19 protein-coding genes and 2 pseudogenes are annotated in these 18,005 nt (G+C 54.0%); 3 read left to right on the top strand and 18 right to left on the bottom strand.

The features are described 5' to 3' along the window. Nucleotides 1-154 precede the first annotated feature (154 nt). From tnpB (RAE19_RS19280) to RAE19_RS19240, 9 genes and pseudogenes are all read right to left on the bottom strand, one after another. A complete protein-coding gene (gene tnpB / locus RAE19_RS19280) occupies nt 155-490 on the bottom strand; it encodes an IS66 family insertion sequence element accessory protein TnpB (protein ID WP_313876438.1) in 336 nt (111 codons plus the stop codon). Beyond that, nucleotides 487-669 carry a hypothetical protein gene (locus RAE19_RS19275; protein ID WP_313876437.1) on the bottom strand — a complete coding sequence of 61 codons (183 nt, stop codon included), beginning with the start codon at nt 667-669 and terminating at the stop codon, nt 487-489. Before RAE19_RS19275 ends, tnpB (RAE19_RS19280) begins: the two co-directional genes overlap by 4 nt. 54 nt (nt 670-723) lie before the next feature. Further along, the gene (gene tnpC / locus RAE19_RS19270) at nt 724-2,325 is read right to left on the bottom strand and encodes an IS66 family transposase (protein ID WP_313872998.1); all 1,602 of its coding nucleotides are present in this window, start codon (nt 2,323-2,325) and stop codon (nt 724-726) included. Nucleotides 2,326-2,495: 170 nt separating this feature from the next. Next, the gene (tnpC, locus tag RAE19_RS19265) at nt 2,496-4,097 is read right to left on the bottom strand and encodes an IS66 family transposase (protein ID WP_313872998.1); all 1,602 of its coding nucleotides are present in this window, start codon (nt 4,095-4,097) and stop codon (nt 2,496-2,498) included. Nucleotides 4,098-4,166: 69 nt separating this feature from the next. Then, complete coding sequence (gene tnpB, locus RAE19_RS19260; protein WP_313873004.1) at nt 4,167-4,514, bottom strand: IS66 family insertion sequence element accessory protein TnpB; 348 nt, start codon at nt 4,512-4,514, stop codon at nt 4,167-4,169. Further along, on the bottom strand, nt 4,514-4,852 hold the full coding sequence (locus tag RAE19_RS19255) for a hypothetical protein (protein ID WP_313873005.1): 339 nt from the start codon (nt 4,850-4,852) through the stop codon (nt 4,514-4,516). Before RAE19_RS19255 ends, tnpB (RAE19_RS19260) begins: the two co-directional genes overlap by 1 nt. Before the next feature lie 51 nt (nt 4,853-4,903). After that, entirely contained in the window at nt 4,904-5,221 is a 318-nt protein-coding gene (tnpB, locus tag RAE19_RS19250; protein ID WP_313876436.1) for an IS66 family insertion sequence element accessory protein TnpB, read from the bottom strand. Continuing rightward, entirely contained in the window at nt 5,221-5,559 is a 339-nt protein-coding gene (locus tag RAE19_RS19245; protein WP_313873005.1) for a hypothetical protein, read from the bottom strand. Before RAE19_RS19245 ends, tnpB (RAE19_RS19250) begins: the two co-directional genes overlap by 1 nt. 362 nt (nt 5,560-5,921) lie before the next feature. Next, nucleotides 5,922-6,718 (bottom strand): annotated as a pseudogene (locus RAE19_RS19240) (IS3 family transposase); the annotation flags it as partial. Nucleotides 6,719-6,808: 90 nt separating this feature from the next. On the opposite strand from RAE19_RS19240, the pseudogene RAE19_RS19235 reads away from it, so the two are divergent. Then, nucleotides 6,809-7,056 (top strand): annotated as a pseudogene (locus RAE19_RS19235) (DDE-type integrase/transposase/recombinase); the annotation flags it as partial. A 30-nt stretch (nt 7,057-7,086) separates the two neighbouring features. Here RAE19_RS19235 and RAE19_RS19230 read toward each other — a convergent pair. The 3 genes from RAE19_RS19230 to RAE19_RS19220 all read right to left on the bottom strand — a co-directional run bounded on the left by RAE19_RS19230 (nt 7,087) and on the right by RAE19_RS19220 (nt 9,557). After that, entirely contained in the window at nt 7,087-7,689 is a 603-nt protein-coding gene (locus RAE19_RS19230; protein WP_313876435.1) for a hypothetical protein, read from the bottom strand. Between the two features lie 34 nt (nt 7,690-7,723). Beyond that, nucleotides 7,724-8,143: a hypothetical protein gene (locus tag RAE19_RS19225; protein WP_313876434.1), complete on the bottom strand. Its 420-nt coding sequence runs from the start codon at nt 8,141-8,143 to the stop codon at nt 7,724-7,726. A gap of 263 nt (nt 8,144-8,406) precedes the next feature. Beyond that, nucleotides 8,407-9,557 (bottom strand): IS3 family transposase gene (locus tag RAE19_RS19220; RefSeq protein ID WP_430962588.1). Its coding sequence is split into 2 segments (ribosomal slippage): nt 8,407-9,311 and nt 9,311-9,557, totalling 1,152 coding nucleotides; the frame shifts between segments, so codons are not numbered across the junction. 63 nt (nt 9,558-9,620) lie between these two features. On the opposite strand from RAE19_RS19220, the gene RAE19_RS19215 reads away from it, so the two are divergent. After that, nucleotides 9,621-9,965 carry a DUF1153 domain-containing protein gene (locus RAE19_RS19215; RefSeq protein WP_313876432.1) on the top strand — a complete coding sequence of 115 codons (345 nt, stop codon included), beginning with the start codon at nt 9,621-9,623 and terminating at the stop codon, nt 9,963-9,965. A gap of 23 nt (nt 9,966-9,988) precedes the next feature. Here the strand turns inward: RAE19_RS19215 and RAE19_RS19210 are convergent, their stop codons facing one another. From RAE19_RS19210 to RAE19_RS19195, 4 genes are all read right to left on the bottom strand, one after another. Continuing rightward, on the bottom strand, nt 9,989-10,597 hold the full coding sequence (locus RAE19_RS19210; protein ID WP_313876431.1) for a helix-turn-helix domain-containing protein: 609 nt from the start codon (nt 10,595-10,597) through the stop codon (nt 9,989-9,991). Between the two features lie 272 nt (nt 10,598-10,869). Beyond that, nucleotides 10,870-11,112 (bottom strand): hypothetical protein, encoded by a 243-nt coding sequence (locus RAE19_RS19205; protein ID WP_313876430.1) that lies wholly within the window; start codon nt 11,110-11,112, stop codon nt 10,870-10,872. Next, entirely contained in the window at nt 11,081-11,263 is a 183-nt protein-coding gene (locus tag RAE19_RS19200) for a hypothetical protein (protein WP_313876429.1), read from the bottom strand. Before RAE19_RS19200 ends, RAE19_RS19205 begins: the two co-directional genes overlap by 32 nt. A 170-nt stretch (nt 11,264-11,433) precedes the next feature. After that, entirely contained in the window at nt 11,434-14,376 is a 2,943-nt protein-coding gene (locus tag RAE19_RS19195) for a cellulose binding domain-containing protein (protein WP_313876428.1), read from the bottom strand. A gap of 649 nt (nt 14,377-15,025) precedes the next feature. Between RAE19_RS19195 and RAE19_RS19190 the strand changes: the two genes are divergently transcribed. Beyond that, nucleotides 15,026-15,271 carry a hypothetical protein gene (locus RAE19_RS19190; protein WP_313876427.1) on the top strand — a complete coding sequence of 82 codons (246 nt, stop codon included), beginning with the start codon at nt 15,026-15,028 and terminating at the stop codon, nt 15,269-15,271. A gap of 689 nt (nt 15,272-15,960) precedes the next feature. Here the strand turns inward: RAE19_RS19190 and RAE19_RS19185 are convergent. Next, complete coding sequence (locus tag RAE19_RS19185) at nt 15,961-16,836, bottom strand: tetratricopeptide repeat protein (RefSeq protein ID WP_313876426.1); 876 nt, start codon at nt 16,834-16,836, stop codon at nt 15,961-15,963. A gap of 4 nt (nt 16,837-16,840) precedes the next feature. Beyond that, the gene (locus RAE19_RS19180) at nt 16,841-17,995 is read right to left on the bottom strand and encodes an HlyD family efflux transporter periplasmic adaptor subunit (RefSeq protein ID WP_313876425.1); all 1,155 of its coding nucleotides are present in this window, start codon (nt 17,993-17,995) and stop codon (nt 16,841-16,843) included. Nucleotides 17,996-18,005 lie beyond the last annotated feature (10 nt).

The raw sequence follows: 18,005 nt of genomic DNA, 5'->3' as shown, positions 1-18,005 counted from the left end.
AAGTCCCTGTAGAGGGGATGGGCGTATTTAGCCCAATTGCTGCGCGCTCAATTGGTCCAATGAATCGGGGGTGACAACCATGGCCTGCAGTGTGGCAGGCACCGCACGCCATCACCATTGGTGCATGCACCGATGGCGCCCGCCCCGCGCTCATTCACACAACGGTGATGATGCCCTCAACGCCCAGGCGCTGCCAGGGCAGACCCAGCACCAGGGCATGCAACTGCTCCGTGCTGAGCTGGTGTTGCCGGTTGATGCCCGGTGCTGGCCAGACAAACTTGCCTTCGTTGAGTCGCCGGGCCGCCAACCAGATGCCGATGCCGTCGTGCACCAGCACCTTCATGCGATTGGCCCGGCGGTTGGCAAACAGATAGGCGTGGTGGGGATGCGCCGCACCGAACACCTGGACGACTCTACCCAGTGCCGTGTCCGTGCCCGCACGCATGTCCAGTGGCTGCACTGCCAGCCAGGCGCAGTCGATGCGAATCACTTGAGGACGGAGGCCGACCAGCAGGCAAAGTCACTGGCTGCAGACATGGGCCAGGTAACGGTCATGACCAGACCTCCTTTGCGAACCTCCACCTTGATCTCACGCTCCACAGGCTCAGCCGGCTTCGTGAGAAGTGGCAGTGCGATGAAGGACGGCACACTGTGGTCGGCCATGTCCACGGAAGTAGCGCCAATGCCAGCGCCTCGTAACCGGTCACTGTCCGGCGTTATTGCCTACGTTACCAAACCGTGTAATGGTGAACGCAATGGATTCTCGGCGAAGTGCTGCTTCCATTGACGAGGCGTCAGTTCTGAAACTCTGGAGGCGGGGTGGTGGCCTACGCGTTGCAAGACATCAACCAGGTAGGTGTAGGGGTCAATGTCATGTAAACGGCATGTCACGATCAGGCTCTGCATGATGCCCGCGCGCTTGGCGCCCACCTCCGTCCAGCAGAATAACCAATTGCGCCTGCCCATTGGTATCGCGCGCAAGGCGCGTTCCAGATGGTTCGTATCCATGGCCACATCCGCATCGCCCAGAAACACCTGCAGTTGCGCGCGGCGCTCGCGTGCATAGGCCAATGCCTTGGTCAACGGATTGCTGGGCAGGAAGCCTTGCCGCTCGAACTGCAAATCCACCCATTCAAAGAAGTTCTGCACCAGCGGTTTGCTGTGGCTTAGACGGTGCTCTCGTTTGGCATCCCCGTAGAGGTCACGTTCACGAATGGCTTCTTCCTGGGCGTAAATCTCGCCAATTTGCTGCAGCGCCTGGCCAGCGGCCTGTGGCTCGGCCCCTAGAGCTTCAAAGAAGCCACGCCTGCAGTGCGCCCAGCATTGGGCATGCGTAATGCCGGTCTTGGCAGCGTAACGTGCATAGGCCTCATAGCCGTCAGTGAGCAACACGGCATCTGTGGCCCCTGGCAGCCCCAATGCCTGCTGTACGTGCTCGTGGCGGCGCGACTCGAAATAGGCAAAGCACACCTCATCGAGTTCGCCGTACACAGGCCAGAAGTAGGCCGCCTTCATCTTGCCGGGCCCACTGCGCCCGGCCTTGATGGGGGTCTCGTCCATTGCCTTGACCCGGCTGTTGCGGATCGACTCGAGCTGCGTGTCGTAAATCGGCTCCAGCAGGGAAATGGTCTTTTGCGCCAGTTGCGTCAGCCACGCCCGGCTGAGTTTGAAGCCCGCTTGGCTCAGGCGCTGGTGCTGCCGGTACAGCGGAATGTGCCAGGCAAACTTGTCAACAACAACGCCTGCGAGCAAGCTCACGTCAGCGCGGCTGCCCTCAATGATGCCTGTTGGCGCGCCCGCACAGTGCAGGGTTTGCGTGTCGTGGCGCTTGATGACAGAGCGCACATACTTCAGCACCACATAGGCACCGGGGCGCTGTGCCAAGCGGTGGCTGACCTTCTGGCTGACAACCTCGTACTGATCGGGCGAGAGGTCTTTGGTCTCGGGGTTGGCCAGCTCGATGGTGTGCACGGGCACCTTGGTTTCGTCAAAGAACGATGCGGGCGTGCCCTCGTCGGCAAAGTTGCTGCGGGGTTTGCGTCGCTGGTGTGCAGGGATGGTGTTGGAGTCGGAGTCGGCTTCGGGCGCATCAGTGGCAGGGAGGTCGCCCAGGAGTTGCCCCAGGTGCATTTGCTGCGCATCGGGCAAGGGTGCAAAGCGCTCGCTCTTCTTGCCAAAGAGTTGGCGTTTGAACCATTCGAGCTGCTGCTCCAGCGCGCTGATGCTGGCGGCCTGTGCTTGCAGTGTCTGCGCGATGCTCTGCGGCGACAGCCCCATGACCGTTTCGACGGTAAATGTGGGAGTGCTGGTATTGGGCATCGACATGGGCCTTATCTTGCGGCCTTTAGGGACAAAGCAAAAGAGTGCTTCTCCGGATTGAAAATGGGCACATCGTCACCTCCGCGCAGGGTGTTGGTAGCGTTTGTGGCGTCGGCGCACTTCGATGCCTTCGAGCATCAGTTTGAGCGTAACCGGTCACTGTCCGGCGTTATTGCCTACGTTACCAAACCGTGTAATGGTGAACGCAATGGATTCTCGGCGAAGTGCTGCTTCCATTGACGAGGCGTCAGTTCTGAAACTCTGGAGGCGGGGTGGTGGCCTACGCGTTGCAAGACATCAACCAGGTAGGTGTAGGGGTCAATGTCATGTAAACGGCATGTCACGATCAGGCTCTGCATGATGCCCGCGCGCTTGGCGCCCACCTCCGTCCAGCAGAATAACCAATTGCGCCTGCCCATTGGTATCGCGCGCAAGGCGCGTTCCAGATGGTTCGTATCCATGGCCACATCCGCATCGCCCAGAAACACCTGCAGTTGCGCGCGGCGCTCGCGTGCATAGGCCAATGCCTTGGTCAACGGATTGCTGGGCAGGAAGCCTTGCCGCTCGAACTGCAAATCCACCCATTCAAAGAAGTTCTGCACCAGCGGTTTGCTGTGGCTTAGACGGTGCTCTCGTTTGGCATCCCCGTAGAGGTCACGTTCACGAATGGCTTCTTCCTGGGCGTAAATCTCGCCAATTTGCTGCAGCGCCTGGCCAGCGGCCTGTGGCTCGGCCCCTAGAGCTTCAAAGAAGCCACGCCTGCAGTGCGCCCAGCATTGGGCATGCGTAATGCCGGTCTTGGCAGCGTAACGTGCATAGGCCTCATAGCCGTCAGTGAGCAACACGGCATCTGTGGCCCCTGGCAGCCCCAATGCCTGCTGTACGTGCTCGTGGCGGCGCGACTCGAAATAGGCAAAGCACACCTCATCGAGTTCGCCGTACACAGGCCAGAAGTAGGCCGCCTTCATCTTGCCGGGCCCACTGCGCCCGGCCTTGATGGGGGTCTCGTCCATTGCCTTGACCCGGCTGTTGCGGATCGACTCGAGCTGCGTGTCGTAAATCGGCTCCAGCAGGGAAATGGTCTTTTGCGCCAGTTGCGTCAGCCACGCCCGGCTGAGTTTGAAGCCCGCTTGGCTCAGGCGCTGGTGCTGCCGGTACAGCGGAATGTGCCAGGCAAACTTGTCAACAACAACGCCTGCGAGCAAGCTCACGTCAGCGCGGCTGCCCTCAATGATGCCTGTTGGCGCGCCCGCACAGTGCAGGGTTTGCGTGTCGTGGCGCTTGATGACAGAGCGCACATACTTCAGCACCACATAGGCACCGGGGCGCTGTGCCAAGCGGTGGCTGACCTTCTGGCTGACAACCTCGTACTGATCGGGCGAGAGGTCTTTGGTCTCGGGGTTGGCCAGCTCGATGGTGTGCACGGGCACCTTGGTTTCGTCAAAGAACGATGCGGGCGTGCCCTCGTCGGCAAAGTTGCTGCGGGGTTTGCGTCGCTGGTGTGCAGGGATGGTGTTGGAGTCGGAGTCGGCTTCGGGCGCATCAGTGGCAGGGAGGTCGCCCAGGAGTTGCCCCAGGTGCATTTGCTGCGCATCGGGCAAGGGTGCAAAGCGCTCGCTCTTCTTGCCAAAGAGTTGGCGTTTGAACCATTCGAGCTGCTGCTCCAGCGCGCTGATGCTGGCGGCCTGTGCTTGCAGTGTCTGCGCGATGCTCTGCGGCGACAGCCCCATGACCGTTTCGACGGTAAATGTGGGAGTGCTGGTATTGGGCATCGACATGGGCCTTATCTTGCGGCCTTTAGGGACAAAGCAAAAGAGTGCTTCTCCGGATTGAAAATGGGCACATCGTCACCTCCGCGCAGGGTGTTGGTAGCGTTTGTGGCGTCGGCGCACTTCGATGCCTTCGAGCATCAGTTTGAGCGCCGTGCAGTCGATCTCGCCACTGCCGCCTTGAACGCCTTTACGGGAGAACTTGCCGCTCTCCAAACGCTTGCACCACAGGCACCAGCCGCTGCGGTCAAAGTACAGCACCTTCATCTGTGTTTGCCGCCGGTTGATGAAAACAAACATGTGTCCGGCCAGCACATCCACTTCAAACCCCTGGCGTGCCAGAGCGTACAAGCCGTCGTAGGACTGGCGCATATCGGCAGCTTGGCCATACAGGAACACGCGAATGCGGCCCTCGGGAAAGAACATTACCGGCGTACCAGATGCAAACTCATGCCCGAGCCGAGTTCGATGCGTAACTCCATGGCTCCATTGCCGCTGCCGTGCACTCCAGCAAGGTCGCCCAGATCAACGAACGCCGCCTTCGGCACGGTGGTGGGGGCTACCTTGTTCGTTCGCAGCGGGGACGCGATTCCCCTCTGTTTATTCCTAAGCGTGCGTCGGCGAGCAAGGCTGCTGCGACTGATGCCTTCGCGGCTGCAAAATTCATCTATCGTCAATCCAGCGCGGTCAAAACGATCCAGTACCTCAGCCCAAGTCTGTTCACTCAACACTGCACGCCTGAGCACGCTCTGCGTCTCTTCCATATCCGACCCCGTCCTGTTTGTTGATCAGGGCGCATTCTTTGGTACCTGCAATCAGTTCGCAAGAACGCCGGACAGTGACCGGTTACGTTTGAGCGCCGTGCAGTCGATCTCGCCACTGCCGCCTTGAACGCCTTTACGGGAGAACTTGCCGCTCTCCAAACGCTTGCACCACAGGCACCAGCCGCTGCGGTCAAAGTACAGCACCTTCATCTGTGTTTGCCGCCGGTTGATGAAAACAAACATGTGTCCGGCCAGCACATCCACTTCAAACCCCTGGCGTGCCAGAGCGTACAAGCCGTCGTAGGACTGGCGCATATCGGCAGCTTGGCCATACAGGAACACGCGAATGCGGCCCTCGGGAAAGAACATTACCGGCGTACCAGATGCAAACTCATGCCCGAGCCGAGTTCGATGCGTAACTCCATGGCTCCATTGCCGCTGCCGTGCACTCCAGCAAGGTCGCCCAGATCAACGAACGCCGCCTTCGGCACGGTGGTGGGGGCTACCTTGTTCGTTCGCAGCGGGGACGCGATTCCCCTCTGTTTATTCCTAAGCGTGCGTCGGCGAGCAAGGCTGCTGCGACTGATGCCTTCGCGGCTGCAAAATTCATCTATCGTCAATCCAGCGCGGTCAAAACGATCCAGTACCTCAGCCCAAGTCTGTTCACTCAACACTGCACGCCTGAGCACGCTCTGCGTCTCTTCCATATCCGACCCCGTCCTGTTTGTTGATCAGGGCGCATTCTTTGGTACCTGCAATCAGTTCGCAAGAACGCCGGACAGTGACCGGTTACAGCGCCTCTTCCAATTGGCGGCCGGGACTTGGATGACTCTTTGAGCCAACGGTGCAGCACGTTGGCGTTCATGCCGTTGGCGTTGGCGTTGGCCACCGCCGCAATGGATGCGCCCGGTGCATTGCAAGCCGCCAGCAACTCGGCCTTAGTCTCTGATGAGTATGTGCGCTTGGTACGTCGCATGGCATACCTCGGGGTTTCTGAGTCTTTGAGCATTGTGTCCACGATCAATTGTTGTGGACGCAATGTTGCAAGGTCGAGGGTCGGTCAACAAGGTGACTTCGCTGGCCGCTTACAGCCTCGCGTGGTGCTCAGTTGCTCCAGGATGCGTACGAGCTGATTCCCGCCCAATGCACGTTCTGGAACGATCGCCACGGCCTCATGGGTTGCGTCATCCACTACCGTGAGGTTCTTGATGCTGCGCCCCTCTGCCGTGCGGTCAAACACGAAGTCCATCGACCACACTTGGTTAGCTGCCGTGGGGCGCTCCAATGGATGCCGATCTGCCAGTGGGATCTTCTTGCGCTTGCGCTTCTTCACTTGCAAGCCTGCTTCGGCGTACAGCCGGTCCACGCGCTTGTGGTTGACCAGTTCACCGGCCTGGCGCAGCTTCAGATAGATCATGCCTGCACCGTAGCGGCGATGCCGCTGGGCCAAGGCGATGATCTTTTCCTTGAGTGCGCAATTGCGGTCCTGGGCAGGTTCATAGCGGTAGGCGCTGGCACTCATGCTGACAACACGTAAGCAACGGCGTTCGCTCAACCGATGACTGACCATATGGCGCACCAGTTCGCGTCGGGCCGGTGCGCTCACCACTTTTTTCTCAAGGCTTCTTTCGTCACCTCGTTCTCAAGCATGGCTTCGGCCAGCAATCGCTTGAGTCGCCCGTTCTCCGTTTCCAGCTCCTTCAGTCGCTTGGCGTCAGACACGTTCATGCCGCCAAACTTGCTGCGCCACAGGTAATAGCTGGCCTCTGAGAAGCCGTGCCTGCGGCAAAGCTCCGCCACCGCCAGGCCCGCTTCCGCTTCCCGCAGGAAGCCAATGATTTGTTCTTCGGTAAATCTCTTCTTCACGTCCAATCTCCTGTCGTATGGGATTGGACTCCAACATCATTTGCTACTCAAATATGGGGGGACGTCGCCGCTCGTGCCAAGGCCGCCGAACAAAACGTTCATCGTGGCTGCGCCAGAGCGCCCAAGACATCTCAGCCTCCCACGACACACATTGCCACGGCTCCTGGGCAGGTCTGGTGTGGGACATGACCTACCTTCCGGCTAATGTTCAAGGGCGATGGTTCCATCTATACCTAATCCTGGACTTGTACAGCCGCAAGATTGTGGGTGCTGAGGTGCATGAAAGTGACAGCGCCGACCATGCGGTGCATCTGGTGCGCCGCACCGCTTTGGCTGAGAGTACTGCCACACAGGACATCAAAACTGCTTTACAAAAACTGCTTTACAGCCTCCCAGGCTAAAAACCCTGGAAGGATGTTCAAATCCTTCTGATCCGCAGGGGTGATGACACCGTCCTTCACGTAGGCTTTCAATTCTTCCAGCCCATTACGGTCGGACTTATTATCCTCCGTGAGTTCGCGGTTATCGTCCACGCACGCTTTAAACCCCTTGAGGAATCCATCCACGGGTGCCCATAAGGGCGCGGTGACCGCCAAACCCAAGGCTGTAAGGGCGCGCTGTCCTTCACCCCTGTAGGCCTGAACCATTGCAACGATTAGATATTTCCCGGCTGTAACCGGACTCCACAAGAAGTTCAATGCAGCTCGAACCGTGCCAACCACTACGCCAGCAACTCTGGAAAAAAACCTCTTGAAGCAGGACATGCCATTGTGCGTATCCTGACGCAGATTTTGATTGTTGGGATTGACTGAACTATATTTGACCCCTGCTGCACTATTTATGTGCCGCAATGTTGTCCCGGCATTTTGCAGATCGTTTGATTTGCTATTAGATTCGGTGATGGTGCCGAAGGTGCCGAAGGTGCCGAAGGTGCCGATGGGGGCGGCGCTTGCGTTATTGATATTTTGCATGCTTTAAAAAATGAAAAAGTGGGTCTGAATTAGCTCACCGAGATACTTTGTTGTTGGCCTCCTCCCATGCAAAACGTGCTTGTGCGTTGGAATTTCGGATTGAAGCCAGAAGGTCCTGGGCCGTCAGATATTCATGCAATGTATGTTGAGTGGTCAGGATGACGTGAGCATTGCTGGGATTGACACTGAAAACGGCCAACCCGCCCATACCATAGTCAAAGTTCACAGACAACAAAGAGAGGGTCAGCATCCTCAGCTCGTCTAAGTCTGTGGGCAGACTGCCGAAATCGATCCGAATCTGCAAGCGTCCCGGATCGAATTCCTCATCGTAGAAGAGCAAAGTATCCAGTCCACCGACGTTTATGAGGCCGGTTTCCAGAAACGGGTCGTTTGCCTTCAAGCCAGCGCATTGGGCGACTTCCCTTATCAACCTTCGATAGCTTTCTTCATGCATCACTTGTTAGCCTTTAATGTTTTGTGACGCTACAACAGTAGCTTGCCACCTGCATTAACTAATATGGGCTTTAGTGGGGCCGCGCGTCGAAATAGTTCGACTAAAGTGGCTAAATTTCAGCGGGATAAGCAGGTTTCGCTGGCTCTCCGTCTTGCAGCAAGTCATTAAGATGTATTGACCCAGTGATTTCCTGCTGGGTATTTCGGACGAACGTGAACAGCCATTTCGGGCAACGTGAACGGGCGTGAATCGCCCCGGATTTACTAGACACCTCCGAGCCGTTGGAAATAGCGTTTCTCGAACTCTACCGGCGAGATGTCGCCAGCGGTATTGTGCCGACGCTTGGGGTTGTAAAACATCTCGATGTAATTGAAGACATCGGCCCTAGCGTCTTGCCGGGTGAGATAGATCTGACGGCGAACGCGTTCGCGCTTGAGCAACTGGAAGAAGCTCTCGGCCACTGCGTTGTCATGGCAGTTACCTCGCCGACTCATGCTGCTGATCAAGTTGTGATCGCGCAAAAAGGTTTGCCAAGCATGTCCTGTGAACCGGCACCCTTGATCTGAATGCACCAGTACCGATTCCTGGGGCTGTCGGCGCCACAGCGCCATCAAGAGTGCATTGAGCACCAAGTCTGTATCTATTCGACTGCCCATGGACCAGCCAATGACCTGTCTGGAGAACAGATCGATCACCACGGCCAAGTACAGCCAGCCTTCATGTGTACGGATGTAGGTGATGTCCGTGACCCAGGACCTATTGGGCTGATCCGGGGTGGACTGCCGATTCAGGTGATTGGGGGCAACCACAGCAGGTTTGCCGCCGCGTGCACTTGAGCGGCGCCGGTACCCTGTTTGTGAGCGTATACCTTCGCAGCGCAACCATTGGGCAACACGGTGCTTGCCGCATTGCTCGCCCAGGTCGCGCATATCTAGTGTGAGTTTGCGATAGCCGTAAACGCAGCCGCTCTCCAGCCAAGCCTGCTTGAGTAGCCCCAGCAGGCGTTGGTCATCTCGACGCTTCTCACCAATGGGTTCACGCCTCCATGCGTAGTAGCCGCTGGGGTGTACATCCATCACCGCACACATCCTGCGCACGCTATGGGCACGTTCGTGGCGCTGGATAAACGCGTACCTTACCCGGATAGCTTGGCAAAGTACGCGGCGGCTTTTTTTAAGATGTCGCGCTCCTCGCTCACCCGCTTGAGCTCGGCCTTGAGTCTGCGCAGTTCTTCCGTTTGGGATAACTGCTCCTTGTGCTGACCAGGAGGCAATTGCTGCTCTTTGACCCACTTGTACAGACTGTGCTGACTGACACCCAATCGGGCGGACACCTCGGCCACTGAATGGCCGCGTTGCGTGATCTGCTTAACCGCTTCGATCTTGAATTCTTCGGGAAATCTCTTCTGACTCATATCACCTCCTATTAGGCCTCACGTTTGAGGCTCAGAGGTGTCTACATATTCCGGGGCGATTCAATGAGCACCCTGATGAAAGAATACATCAAGCGTTGGACGGCCAAGAGAAAGACGGCCCTGGTCCTGGGCCTCGTTCAAGGTAAGGCCACAATTTCAGAGGCCACGCCGGCCTACGACCTCAACCCATCTGAGGTTGAACAGTGGGTCGATGAAGACAAGCGCGGCATGGAGAACGCGCTGCGCAGCAAGCCACAGGGATTTGGCATGCTATACGCCGGCGCCTGTTATCAGAAACAGCCTTTGGGCAAGACTGTTCTTGGACAGGTGTACTGCCAACTTAACCCGGATCTGCCCACGAGGGGTGACGAGCTACTGCAAACACCCTTCAGAAACCCTTTGGCATAGGTCAGCAAGTCAGCTGGATGACATTAACTTGTTACCGGACGCTTATCCGCCCCCAGCAATTTAACAGTGAGTGCATCCAAGTAGCCACATAGTCGTTCGGCATTTAATTGCTTTTCAAAACGTACGACTCGCATAGGTATGTGGCTAAGTTTCTTAAACTGTTCGAGGGAAAGGGACGTCAGACCAATTACATCGGGGCCTTTCATTCCAAATTCATCTTCAATTACCTGCGCTAACCTAAACCCATCAACCAGTTCTGAGTCAATATTCATGACTAACAGGTCAGGCTGAAAAGCACGGATCAAATCGATCGCTTGTGTTGCAGGATTCACAATGGCAAGCTCAACACAATGACCCATACGCCTCAAAATGGCTTTAAACGATGCTATTTGCACATGATCGTCTTCAAGCAAGAGGATGCGTAGAGTTAGTCTGCCGGTAACGCCTGCTAAACCTTTTTTGCGTGAGTCAAGCAGTTGTTCCACACTGCTACGAAAGATCCTGCGGTGACCACCAGGGGTAATCCATCCAGCCAACTCACCTTTAGTGGCCATCTTCTGAACAGAGGTGGTTGACAAACCTAAAATAATTGCTGCCTGTTGAGTCGTTAATACATCGCGTTTTTCGGTCATAACATAAGTTTTGGAGATTAGTGTAAAACAGCCTGTCAGGAGACACTGTTGATTCACAGATCACTTTTGCTGCATGTAATTTAATGAAATATCTTTAAAAAAACAAACAAAAGCGTTAGTTCATTTCTTTAAGGCAACCAAGTACTTAATTGGTAATATAAATACCCCACACCCCCATCAAAACCATGTTGGTAAGATCTCTTGGGATCGCGACCTAGTCAGTATGTGTATTACCCGTCTTCCCGCAGTCAACGTACTTATATTCAGCCACCCTACTGGGGGTGCTGAGTTAGCTTTAGCATTCCATGTGCAGCGTTCTCGTTATCTGAATCGAATTTGAAGGTTGAAACAATCTCAACTTGTTCACGCGCTTGGCTTCGCAAACTGCTGGCCGCTGCCGCCATCTGCTCAACCATCGCAAGAACCGACACAGTCTTACTGTATTCATCTGTGACCACAGCGGCTTTGTATAGTTTTTCAGCTTCATCCAGTTGAATTTGTACCAACTTGTTCATGAGGGGGGAGCACTTCTTCATACGGAGGTGCAACTTTTGCTTTCAAGAGGCGAAGCCCCTCCTCCTTTCGGTTCGCCTTAACTGCGGCTTGGATCGGCAGCAGGCCGGTGTCTCGATATTCAATTCGCTTTGCTTTCCATGCCTGCGCCATTTGTGCCTCCTCCTCCGCCTCCGTAGAGGCACCAGTGACACACGCAGTGCTAGAGCCCTGCAAATTAGTTATGGCCGTGGGCCTTGACACACTGTGCGATGAATCTTTCACCGTCTTACCGGCTCGCTGGCGCATACCGGCGCCAGCGAGGGGTGCAATCAGCGACTCTGTTACTTCCAAGCAGCGCGGTCGTCTTTTTGAAGGCCGTATACATCACCGATCATGTTGGCGATCGATGCGGGGCTTGCAACGGTGCCAGTTCCGCACGCTGCGGTTGCAGTTTTCAATATCTGCCACAACATGGCCCCATCACGCGGGTTGGAGTTAGTTCTCGTGGTCATGACCGCTTTGGCGTAACGCTCAACGGAATACGGCAGGTTAACCACGTTGGAGAACTGATCCTTCAATATTGTGGAGCCTTCGCACAGAGTGTCCACATTGCGGGTAACCAGCATACCTCCCGCCCAACCCTCGGGTGCCGTCTCCAGACCGATGCTCACGATGGTCTTGCTGGGGAACAGATCGCGATAGAGCTCCCAAGCCTTGACCCCGTCGTAATTTTCGTACCGCGCGTCATACGACATGACATTTATCATATCGATTTTTGCAGCCATGCCGTCCTGAGAGAACACCAAACGCTCACGCCCTGCCGAACCGCTCCAATACGAAGTCTTCCCCCCGCAGGCCGTAGCCGTAGTGCCCGTGGCGATGGTGCAGTCAGCGCCGGTTGACCAACCCGCTAGGGCCAAAATTCGTCCGCCACCAGCAAGGTCCACCGCCCTACGCATGGCATTGACCGCGCCCGTGTACTCCGCGACGCGCGCAGGATTTGCTCCTTCGACTTCATAGTCCACGTCCAAACCGTCGAACCCGACATCGATCATGATCTGTTTTAGCGCAGTGGTGATAGGGCCAACATTGCCACCCTCCGCAGCCAAACCGGCCCAGTCATTATAGGTTGCACCTCCTACAGCCAAAAGGACTTTGATGCCTCGCGCATGCAACACGTCCACCGCGCGTTTAATGTCTTTCGGGCCGGCATTGAAGTTCAAGCCCGTACCATCCCACTTGTTGGCAGTGTAATTCCCTGCGGTCGTGTAGCTGAAATTCGGCTGGGCAAATGACGCAACCACGTGGGTATAGGTCGCAGGAACCCGCGCCAGCTTGCTGGCTTTCAGGATAGCGTCGTTGGTTAATGCAGATCCATCCCAGCTAGCGCTGCTAAACCAGTTATCGCTCCAGCTCGGGTAATAACCGACGTAGACACGCTTGTTTGTAACGGCGCTTTTCGAAGTTGCAATGGATTGGGGCTCTTCCGTCCCGGTGGGTGGTACCACTGGCGTGGGTGGTACCACTGGCGTGGGTGGTACCACTGGCGTGGGTGGTACCACTGGCGTGGGTGGTACCACTGGCGTGGGTGGTACCACTGGCGTGGGTGGTACCACTGGCGTGGGTGGTACCGTGCTGCCTGCGAGCGCTATAGTGCATGACGAGTAGGCACCACCGTTGTAGGAAATTTCGCAAGCGCTGGGGACTGTGCTGAGAGCACCCTCGCCGCCGAAACCGAGCGTGATTGGTGCTCCCGCCGAGAGTTTGCCATTCCAGGATTCGTTGCCAAACGTGACGACAGAGCTCTCCGTTGTCAGTTTGTAGTTTCCCCAGGAGGTCACTCGGGTGACCCCAGCGGGCATAGTAAGTTTGAGGCTCCAGCTGGTCCAGCTGTCTGAACTGGTGTTCTTGAGCTGGAAGGAACCATTGAATCCACCGACCCAGCTCGACATGACACTGGCAACCACTGCTGCTTTGGCCGATGTGGGCGTTTCTGTTGAAATCGGACTGTCCTTGGGGGTCGGGTCGGTCGCCGGCGGAGGCACAGCGGCCTCAGGTTTCTTTTCTTGCACCTGCTGGGGAAGGGTGACCAGGAACTGGGCCCATGAACGAACCTTGACCGACGCATCGGAACTGTCAAGACTTGCCTGCTTGCCGTCATCAATCAACACCAAGCACTTCTGCCCATTGATGTTGCAGTCACGCAAGTCTGTCACGGACTCTGGCGCGCCCTTGCCGGTAAAGCCAAAGACGAAGGGTGACGGCTTGCTCTGAGCAGAAAGAGGTGCCAAATTCGCCCAACTCGGCAGCTCAAACAAAAAGCTTCCCTTATCATCTACGGCGGCGGACACATTCCAGAAACCCGTCGCATTGAGCTTGGTGCTTCCCAGATAAAGCTTTGAACCACCATCGATAGCGGAATCACTGAAGTTGTAAATTGCGAACTTGCCGTTGTAACCCGCCCAGCTGTCCGCAGGGCTTCCCCACTTGCCAGCCGGACTGAACACCACGACAACCGGGGCAGAGGCGGCCATGGCTCCTTTGACCGTATCGAGCTTGCTGGCGACCTTTGTTGCACTGGTACTGGCGGCAGATACGCTGGAGACGTCAAATGCGAGAGTCGAGTCAGCGAGCGACTTCTTGGCTGTATCACTGACGGGGCTGATCGTGCAGGAGGCCGAAGTACAAGAGACGGTGAATGTGTCCAGAACCTTGTCCAAGGGGTCCTGTGTTGGGACGAATTGACGGGTGAGGAGTTGCTCCGCGGTATCCGTCACGTTCATAGCATCAAGCAGCGGCTGAATGGCTTTTTTCACCTGAGCAACCGCATTGGCTCGAATCGCCTTGATTTCGCTGTCAGCTTTCCCGGCGAGGCCTTCGTTGATAGCCACGCGGGTCACGATCGTAGAAATAGGCGTGATGTTGACGTTAGCACCCGAGGCAGAGATATCGTCCTTGAGAACAAGGGCCTCGTACTTCATGGAAGGGGAGACCGAAGAATCTGTCACCTCCGCGATGTAAGGCGCTCTTGCTGGATCAAGTGCAACCTGAAAAAACGCTGCATCATTGGTCGTAGTTGAAACAATGATCTTACCGTCCAATGATTTAACAACCACCCCAGCTCGACTCAAGGGAGCACCGGTTGCAGCCACACCCCCAAGATTGTTGCTGCCGCTGGGCGTACCTATGGGATTGCTAGCGGCAGTACCGCCACCGCAACCCGCCACTAACACCAGCGACAGTATTGATACGTAAGGCACAAAGCCATGACTCAGTAAGCTCATCGAAGAGAACTCCTTTAAAAGGAAGAAATAACTACAGCCCGCAGCAGCCCTTGAAAAAGGTTGACCAAATGGTACCCCCCCCCATTTGCACTGACCTAAGAAGTAGAACGGTTATGCAGCCATGGCCAATGCTGCTTTTGGGTGAAACCGCCCAGGGCCATATCCAGGCGGCCGTGATGTAGGACCACATCCACTGAGTGGCGAGTTCCTGAACCTCTGCAATGCTGGACCAGCAATCCTGAAACAAACACTCATGGCGAGCTATCCAACACCGTTGTAAGTGGATAACCAACGAGAAAAAGTTCGGTCAGCCAATTTTAAATTTCACGCCATACAACTCTCAGCGCTTTGCAAGGATCCATAGCCTGCAGTACAACCTTAAGATCCGTCATTTGGGCCAAGGAATGGGGTATACGGATTAAGTGTTTCAGCTAGGCAAGCCTCAGCGGAACGCCTATGTCAAGCGAGCCGCGAAGGAAGGTGAGTAGTGAAAATCAACAACGAGCGCTTACGGACGATACCTGAAGTTCATAAAAAATTTTTTTGGAAGTAGGCACTGACTCTTGGGAGCAGGTCAGCTCGTACCGGACATATTGAGGTTGACAATCGAGTAACTGGGCTTATTCACGACGGAGAGCCCAGCGGCGGTATGTCGATCTATGTTGATTTAGGCGCGCTCTTTACTGAACAAGACCCGGACATCCACCAGAAAATGCTTGTCGTGAATCTTGCTCCGGATCGCGAATTGACCGGTTGCTTTGGCGTGCATCCAAGCACCGGAAATGCCGCCCACCGTATGCGAATCTCACCCCGGATCACAGGCGCGAATCTGGCGATGCGTCTAGCTCTTGAAACGGAGGGGGCTGCAACGCAGTTTCAAGAAATAATGGCCTAACGGAGGTAACGCTGGAGCTGTGCTGCGCTATTACAATTTTTGGCATTGCAATGTAAAGACAGACATGAACTCAGTCATTGGAAGATTTGTACAACAAACCGACAAGCGTTCGGTATCGAACCCTTTGAAGTCGCTTTTCAAGGGTGCGCCGAGAGCAAATTACAGCACCATGTTTAAATTTCATGACATGGACTTCGTGATTTAAAAATCCAGCCTTGGCGGTACTTCGCTTTTGCACTCGCAATATTCACATTCCTTTTCTACGAACAACATGAGTTTCGACTTGACAATTATCGCCAATACAAAGACAGTCAAGGCCCAAAGCCGTAACCCGGCCGACCACGCATATTGAAATGTGCCGTACATCGAGGCATGCATTCATTAATACAAAACAGTCAACGAAGACCGATAACATGGACGCATTTCGATCGCACGGCCCCGAACCGTCTCCCCCGAATCCGGAATATGCATCCACAACATGGCAGCCAACGCAAGCACAAGGTAAATAGCGACTAAACGTCACCATTGACTTTCAGTTCATGTGCAAAAAATGGAGTGCAGTACAATTCACGCAGAAATTTGCACGAATCCAACATTGGTACTAGAGCAATAAAGTAACATTGATTCAAGAGAATGGATACACAGCAGTGTGTATTGCATTAATCCTTTAATTCGTAATTAGAATCTAACTAGAACCGCGACTTACATTCTGACGGATCGACTGCACCTAGTTTAAATGTCTCACTCACGATCAACCACTTGCCGGTGCTCCGTGAAAATACAATCATTTTACAACCCCTATCTGTATAGCCAAGCGAATCATATGACTGGAAGAAAGTTATAGATGCCAAATCACTATTAATAAATTCAATTATTTCGCCGCCAATACTAATTCTTATGTTTTTAGAGTTAGGCACAATAGACAATCGGTTTGCTCGCCAAGCAAAGTGACTTTTAAATTTCCCCGAAAAGCTAGAAATGTACATTGAAAAATAGTCATGCATATTGGCGGCTTCCCAAGCTTGTTTCCAATTGGTGAGCGCATCGCGCAATTCCGACTCACTGGGCACTAAAGTATCAATTTCTGGATGATGAGGAGCATTAACCATAACAGCATCTTGATTTTCGTCTATGAGAGCCTCAAGAGACTTTATGTTATGCAGAGCAATGTCTCTCAACGATAGACTTTGTACCGGGCCAAGCTGTTTCCCGGAAAATAACGTATCAGAATCAGCATAATTCTGAACATTCAAATACGCTTTTCGAGCCTTATCAAGTTGACCAGATTTCTGCCAGATAAACCCTAAATTTAATTGAACCCACGGGTTATCCGGATCTAGTAAATATGCTTCTTCAAGAATGGTTGACGCAGTATCGTACTCGCCAACTCTCATTAACTCAAACGCGGTGGCGAGCGACCTATTGACATCCAATTTGTGCTTGTCACGTTGGTCCTGCGGAGACTCAAGAGCGCTACTATCTAACACAGGAGAAGCGCTGACATCGACCGACTGACAGCCGTAAGCCAAAAACGAAATAATTGCAGTAAAGATGAGTTTAAACATAATATTAACGCTCCGAAAGTGCGCCTCTGAAAGCCTTGGCAAAAGGTTTGAAGATATATTCAAATAATGAACGCTTGCCGACCATAATATCAATGGTGCTGGTCATTCCCGGCTTTATTTCCATGTTTTTAAGTAACAAGTTTGATTGGATATCAGGATCATCAAACCGAATGTTTACACGATAATAGGTGGATACTTGCCCGTTGGCTCCTGCCTGGTCGGTTAACGTATCAGAGCTGATGTGGACTACTTTTCCTGTCAAAGAACTATATGACGAATAATCATACGCATCTAGTCTTATGACTGCAATGTGTCCTATCAAAAGACGTCCGATATCTGATGGATTTATCTTTGCTTCCACTATGACGCCACCCTCTGTCGGAGATATCTGTAAGATTTCGTCACCGGCACGCAAGACACCACCAATGGTGTTTATTCGTAGCGACTTTACAATACCAGAAGCTGGTGACGTTACCCTAGTATGGTCAAGCACACTGACACGTTCTTGCAGTTTTGAGTGGATTTGCGCCAAATCCTCTTCCAATTTCACTATCTCCAATCTGGCATCCTGACGATACTTCTGTTTGGAGGCCTCTATTTTTCCAACAATCTCTCGAACCTGTCTTTTCGAGCGGCTCACCTCTAAAACACTGATATCTCCGCTTTGTAGCAGTTGCTGGTTAACAGCCAATTCATCATTAGCAGTGTCTAGCACAGATTTGAGTGTATCAAGCTCAGTAAACAGAGTCGCCAGCTTCTGCTTGTAAAGTTCTGTCTGTGTTGAAACAAAACCCTGATATTCATCAAATTCAGCTCCAAAATCCAAAGGAGATCCTCTTGCCTCCGCTCGAGCTCTAACTAGTGCTGATTTTATTGCGGCCATCCTACTGTTCAGCTCAGATACTGCAGCTTTGGGGCGCTCAGGCTCGAATGTAGCTAAGAGCTGACCTTCTTCAATATGTTGACCTTCATGCACTAACAGTTCGGCTAATACCCCACCATCCGCGCTTTGGACCAATTGATTCTTTGCACTGGGAATAACTTGTCCGCGAGCACGAATTGTTTCATCTATATCAAATACAGTAGTCCAGCCGAGGAATACTACAATACAGAGAAACAATATAAAAATCACCGATAAATGATTGGAATTCTTAATCATAATTTATAGT

It is taken from the genome of Rhodoferax potami, assembly GCF_032193805.1.
Classification (GTDB): Bacteria; Pseudomonadota; Gammaproteobacteria; order Burkholderiales; family Burkholderiaceae_C; genus Allorhodoferax; species Allorhodoferax potami_A.
This window is presented reverse-complemented; position numbering and strand designations above follow the sequence as displayed.